Here is a 6,303-nt window from a genome sequence, read left to right on the forward strand (position 1 = left end):
AGCTGACCTGGTCTTTGACCCCACACTCGCCTGCTGGATTTTTCGCTACCCGGACTTAACCTCTCACTACTGGAACTCTCAGATTTTCTCTGGCAGGACTTACTTCTATACCGCACCATGCTCATTAAAACTTTGCCTAACTTACGTGGATCGTTTTGCCTGCGACTAGCATCGACTTTCAACCACAAACCTAGCCTCATACTCTTTTTATTATATACGACTTTGTCCAACTGTCAATATATTAACTTCTTTTGCACCCATTTTTTTTAATTCATATGCACATGCTAAAACTGTAGCTCCTGTTGTTACTACATCATCTATTAATATTATTACTTTATTATTAACAGTATCTCTTTCTATAATCTTAAATGCATTTTCTACATTACTTTTACGTTCTGATTTTGAGAGCTTTTTTTGTTCTTTAATATTATTTTCTTTATATAAAAGGGGCTTCATAGGTATAGAATAAAAATCTGCAACCTTTTTAGCTAAATAGTAACATTGATTAAACCCTCTCTTCTTTTCTCTACTTCTACTTAAAGGGACGTATGTTATTAAGTCTCCTGTTATATTCCAAAACTTAACTCCATCTATAATTATATCTTTAAGTACTTCACCTGCTAAAAAATTTTTATGAACTTTAAAATCCACTATAAGCTTCTTTAACTCTTTTGTGTAGTGCATACAAGAATGTATTGTAAATTTTTCTCCCTTATATTCATCTAGCATCGTTTTTTCAACTCTTATTAATAAATCTTTGCATTTCTCACAAATATAATCTTCTTCATATTCTTCATCGCATATTAAGCATACCTCTTTATTTGGGTATACTATTGATAAAAAACATTCAAAAAGATACTTTAAACTTTTAACAAGCCTCTTTCCCATACTAATTTATTAAAATATCTAGTTATATCCTTAGCTTTTTCCATATCGTCGCTAACTTCTCTAGAAATAAGGATTACTTCACCTAAATACTTCTCTCTAGCACCTACCTTTCCACATAGATATACTATCTTCTTATAATCAAATCTACTATTCTCAGCATTTATAACTATAATATCAATATCATTAATATTATTTAAATTCTCTCCCATATACTCCGTTATTATCATAATTGGTTGATTTTTCATAGTAAGCATTTTTTCTATTTTCTTAATCTCATCGCGCTCTTTAAACCTAATAATTTTAACATCCGATAGTACTTTAATTTTTTTAGTATATAAATCATATATCTTATCTCCACATTCCTCTGTAGGAACATGTAATACTATCTTCCTTTTGCTTTCTTTAAACCACTTTAAGTATTCATATAATATATAAGGCATATCTTCTTCAAGATTTATTCTTGTTGTAATTGCTCGTGGTTCTATTATCGGCCCAAGCTTATTAATACTGCTAATCTCCATGCTCTCCATATTTCTATATACATCTTCAATAGAGTATACTATTATCTTGTGAGCAAACTTATATAAATTATCAACCTTCTCTTTTATCTGGAGTTTAGAATAATTTGAAAAAGAAGTTATATCATCATAAATTATTAACTCTACATCATCTTTTAATACACTTAAGTTAGCTGAATTAATAAAATATAATACTCCTGGCTCTAAAGTGGTATTATAATTTTTTAAATAGGAATATTTTATATTTCGTTGATACTCTTTAATATATTTAATCAGTTCCTTATTCTCTTCATAATCATTAGTAACATATACTACCTTCTTATTAGACTGTAGTAAATCACTTATTAATTTTCCAAATACTATAGAGCTATTATATGGAACAGATAAAACATTTATAATTTTCCCCATTTCTCTGTTATACCATAACTTTAATTTATTTTCTGCATACCTTAATTCATTTATATTCTCCATAATCATCAACCCTCACTAATTAAACGCATCACTTGAAATTATATCCTTTATTCTGAATTTTAATGACGAATATCTTTCTGTAGATCGTGTATTTTCTATCATAAATTTTAATGCTTTAATAGAACCTACTACTACTACCAACTGTTTTGCTCTAGTAATACCCGTATACAATAAATTTCTGTTCATAAGCATAGGTGATCCCATATATGCTGGAGTAATTATTACAGGGAATTCACTCCCCTGACTTTTATGTATTGTAATAGCATAAGCTAAATCCAATTCATCTAAATAAATAAAATCATAAATTACTTTTCTTTCCTCATCGAAAATTATAGTAAAGATCTTCTCTTCTTCATTTATAGACTCTATAAATCCCATGTCTCCATTAAAAACTCCTACACCTTCTGGTTCTCCGTGTCCAGCTACCCTTTTCCATTTTAGAGTATAGTTATTTTTAGTTTGCATAACTTTATCCCCTACTCTAAATATATTGTCTCTTATTTTTTTTTCTCTTTTATTATCACTTGGTGGATTCAGAATTTCTTGAAGTCTATAATTTAAGTTAGTTACTCCTAAATTCCCTTTTTTCATAGGCGTTAGTATTTGAAGATGTTTCATCTTATCCCAACTCGCATTAAATTTTGGAAGCCTGTTATTAATTAAGTCTATAAGTGTTGTCATTATATAATCTAGGTTATCCTCTTTTATGAAAAAAAAGTCCTTATCTCGCTCATTTAAAATAGGCATAGTTCCTTCATTTATCTTATGGGCATTTACAACTATAAGGCTTTCTTTTCCTTGTCTAAATATTTCTTTTAATCTTATTACTTCCGTAAAACCACTTTCTATTAAATCTTTTAATACATTTCCAGGTCCTACTGATGGGAGCTGGTCTACATCTCCAACTAATATTACTCTAGTTCCTACTCTAATAGCTTTTAGTAAGGAGTTCATAAGCATAACATCTATCATAGAAGCCTCATCTATTATTACTACATCAGCTTCTAATGGACTTCCTTCATCTTTTCCGAATATACTTTTTTCCTCACTATCAGTAACTCCCATTTCTAATAATCTATGAATAGTTTTTGCTTCTTTTCCTGTAGATTCACTCATCCTCTTAGCTGCTCTTCCTGTAGGTGCTGCTAAAATAACTCTATTTCCTGATTTCTCAAATATATTTATTATACATTTAATGATTGTTGTTTTTCCTGTTCCTGGTCCTCCAGTAATTATTTCTATTCCATTATTAAAAGCTCCTAAGATGGCTTTTTTTTGTGATGTTGCAAACTTTATATCATTTTTATTTTCAAACATAGATATTTCATACTCTATATCAGTATTAAATTTTTGAAAATTTGCTACTGATAAAGTTAATATTCTCTTTGTTATTCCTATTTCACAATAATAATAAGGTAGTGTAAAAACACCATTATCCTCATTAACCTTCTCCAAAATTAATTTTTGTTCTCTACATGCATTATATAAATTTTCTTCTATAACTTGTTTCGATACAGTTAAAACCTCAATTCCCTCTTTTATAAGAATCTCAACTGGCATATATGTATTTCCATTTGCACAAAATTGATTTATTACATATTTTATTCCACTTTCAATCCTATAAGGGGAATCCTTTTCTATACCTATACTTCTAGCAATTTTATCTGCAGTTTTAAATCCTATTCCTGTAATTTCCTCACATAAAATATATGGATTTTCTTTTACAATATTTATTGAATCTGTTCCAAATCTTTTATATATTTTTATACATTGGTTAGTTGTTACTCCATGAGTTTGAAAAAATATTATTATGTTTTTTAGCTCTTTTTGTTCCTCATAGGATTCCTTTATAAGTAAAAACTTTTTTTCTCCAATGCCTTCAATTTCTCTTAACTTATTAATATCTTTGTCTAATATATCTAAAGTGTTCTCTTTAAATTTATCTATAATTTTTTTAGCAGTAATAGGTCCAATCCCATATATAACTCCAGAAGATAGATACTTCTCTATTCCTTCTAGTGTATTTGGTATAATCTCTTCACACTCTTCTATTTTAATTTGTCTCCCAAAGCTAGGATGCAATACCCATTCACCTTTTATCTTTAAGTGTATGCCTTCTTTTATAAAAGGAACTACTCCAACAGCTGTAAATGACTTTTCTCCATTAGAAAGCTTTGCAACCATATATCCATTTTCTTCATTATGAAATACTATACTTTCTATTATTCCACTTATTTCTTCCATCTAATCTTGCTCCTTAAGTATTCTTAACCTTAAAAGGCATATATTATGATTATACCATAAATTTATATTTATATTTCACTGTTTAGTTTATTGACTGAAATACTCTTTGAAGTTATTCTTAATTTAGGAGGCGATAACAAAAATGTTAATTAAAAATGTTAATATTATATTTTTAGATAAAGTTGAAAAAGGAGATATATTAATAAATGACGGTAAAATCAAGAGCATTAACCCTGATTCTTACGAATTAGATGATAAGATAATTGATGGTACAGGTTTATACTTATCTCCTGGTTTTATAGATGTTCATATACATGGTGCTGGCGGTTACGATACTATGAATGGAACTTATGAATCCTTAAATGAAATCTCAAAAAACATAGTTAAGCACGGTACAACTTCATTTACGCCAACAACAATGACTGTTGCTATTAAAGATATATATAAGTCTATGGAAGCTATATCAAAGGCAAAGGAAATAGGTACTGAAGGAGCCAATGTATTAGGTGCTCATTTAGAAGGCCCTTTTATTAGTCCACAAGCAATTGGTGCGCAAAACCCTAATTTCCTTCAAAAACCATCTAAGGAAACTTATCATGATATGGTAGGTGAATATGAGAATGCAGTAACTTCTATAACTATAGCTCCAGAAGTAGAAGGGGCATTAGAATTAATTTCTTACTTAGATAATAAAGGTGTTAGAGTTTCATTAGGACATACTAAGGCGACTTATGAAGAGGCAATGGAAGGCATAAAACATGGTGTATCACACTCCACGCATCTTTTTAATGCTATGACTCCATTTCAACATAGAGAAGCTGGAACTGTTGGAGCTATTTTTGATTCAAATATAACTACAGAAACTATTTCTGATGGAATTCATATATCTTATCCTTCTTTAAGAACCGCATATAAAATAAAGACAACTGATAAAGTATTATTAGTATCTGACGCAATGGAAGCCTGTTGTATGCCTGAAGGCTCTTATTCTTTGGGTGGGCAGCCTGTAATAGTTAAAAATGGTGCTGCAAGGTTAGAAAATGGAGCTCTTGCGGGTTCTATCCTAACACTTGATAATGCTATTAAAAATGTATATAAAAATACAAATTATCCACTACATGAGGTTATTAAGATGGCTACTTATAATCCTGCAAAACATTGTAAGGTTGATGACAAAAAAGGTATAATAAAAGAAGGTTATGATGCTGATTTAGTTTTATTTGATGATAATATTGAAATTAAATATTCGATAATTGGCGGAAAAATAGTTTATTCTAATAATTAGAAGAAAAAGTGGTTTATAAAATGATAACTTACAATCATTTTATAACCACTTTTTTTTAATATACTATATTAATTTTTTTATTTCTTCAACTCTTGTTAGTTGTTCCCAAGGAAGTTCTACATCTGTTCTTCCAAAATGTCCATAAGCTGCTGTCTTCTTATATATAGGTCTTCTTAAATCTAAGTCTCTTATAATAGCTCCTGGTCTTAAATCAAACACCTTATTTATTATATCGATTATTTTATCATCAGCTATTTTAGCAGTTCCAAATGTATCTACTTCTATTGACACTGGTTTAGCAACTCCTATAGCATAAGCTACTTCTATCTCTAATTTATCAGCAACACCAGCTGCTACAAGGTTTTTTGCAACCCATCTAGCCGCATAAGCTGCACTTCTATCTACCTTAGTTGGATCTTTTCCTGAGAAAGCTCCGCCACCATGTCTACCGTATCCGCCATAGGTATCAACAATTATTTTTCTACCAGTTAAACCAGCATCTCCTTGTGGTCCCCCTATAACGAATCTTCCAGTTGGATTTATATAATATTTAGTATTTTCATCTAATAATTCAGCTGGTATAACAGCCTTTATTACATGTTCTAAAATATCACTTTTTATTTGTTCTTGTGATACCTCTGGTCCATGTTGAGTTGACACTACTATAGCATCAATTCTTTTTACTTTATTATCATCATATTCTACTGTAACTTGAGTTTTTCCATCTGGTCTTAAATACTCTAAAGTTCCATTTTTTCTTACTTCAGATAATCTTCTTGAAAGTCTATGCGCCATAGCTATAGGTGCTGGCATTAATTCTGGAGTTTCATTAGTTGCAAAACCAAACATCATTCCCTGATCTCCAGCTCCAACTGCATCGATTTTATCCATTTCGCC

Annotated in this window: 5 protein-coding genes; 1 reads left to right on the top strand and 4 read right to left on the bottom strand. The window is 29.9% G+C overall.

All coding sequences use genetic code 11. The features are described from left to right. Window positions 1-210: 210 nt before the first annotated feature. The 3 genes from BUA92_RS21060 to recD2 are packed head-to-tail and all read right to left on the bottom strand — an operon-like array spanning window position 211 to window position 4,121. Window positions 211-888, bottom strand: coding sequence for a ComF family protein (locus BUA92_RS21060; RefSeq protein WP_073022620.1), 678 nt, complete (start codon window positions 886-888; stop codon window positions 211-213). Then, entirely contained in the window at window positions 861-1,877 is a 1,017-nt protein-coding gene (locus BUA92_RS21065) for a hypothetical protein (RefSeq protein ID WP_073022621.1), read from the bottom strand. The genes BUA92_RS21060 and BUA92_RS21065 overlap by 28 nt, the downstream gene beginning before the upstream one ends. A gap of 15 nt (window positions 1,878-1,892) precedes the next feature. Beyond that, window positions 1,893-4,121, bottom strand: coding sequence for an SF1B family DNA helicase RecD2 (gene recD2 / locus BUA92_RS21070; protein WP_073022622.1), 2,229 nt, complete (start codon window positions 4,119-4,121; stop codon window positions 1,893-1,895). Between the two features lie 142 nt (window positions 4,122-4,263). On the opposite strand from recD2, the gene nagA reads away from it, so the two are divergent. Further along, the gene (nagA, locus tag BUA92_RS21075) at window positions 4,264-5,406 is read left to right on the top strand and encodes an N-acetylglucosamine-6-phosphate deacetylase (protein ID WP_073022623.1); all 1,143 of its coding nucleotides are present in this window, start codon (window positions 4,264-4,266) and stop codon (window positions 5,404-5,406) included. A 63-nt stretch (window positions 5,407-5,469) separates the two neighbouring features. Here the strand turns inward: nagA and metK are convergent. Next, window positions 5,470-6,303: methionine adenosyltransferase (gene metK / locus BUA92_RS21080; protein WP_073022625.1), on the bottom strand; the 834-nt coding region annotated here is incomplete at its 5' end.

Origin of the sequence: Clostridium intestinale DSM 6191 (genome assembly GCF_900130055.1) — a bacterium.
Classification (GTDB): domain Bacteria; phylum Bacillota; class Clostridia; order Clostridiales; family Clostridiaceae; genus Clostridium_T; species Clostridium_T intestinale.

Bases quoted from the DNA above. Each gene is read 5' to 3' on its own strand.
- BUA92_RS21060 (WP_073022620.1), bottom strand. From the start codon at position 888: ATGGGAAAGAGGCTTGTTAAAAGTTTAAAGTATCTTTTTGAATGTTTT.
- BUA92_RS21065 (WP_073022621.1), bottom strand. From the start codon at position 1,877: ATGGAGAATATAAATGAATTAAGGTATGCAGAAAATAAATTAAAGTTA.
- recD2 (WP_073022622.1), bottom strand. From the start codon at position 4,121: ATGGAAGAAATAAGTGGAATAATAGAAAGTATAGTATTTCATAATGAA.
- nagA (WP_073022623.1), top strand. From the start codon at position 4,264: ATGTTAATTAAAAATGTTAATATTATATTTTTAGATAAAGTTGAAAAA.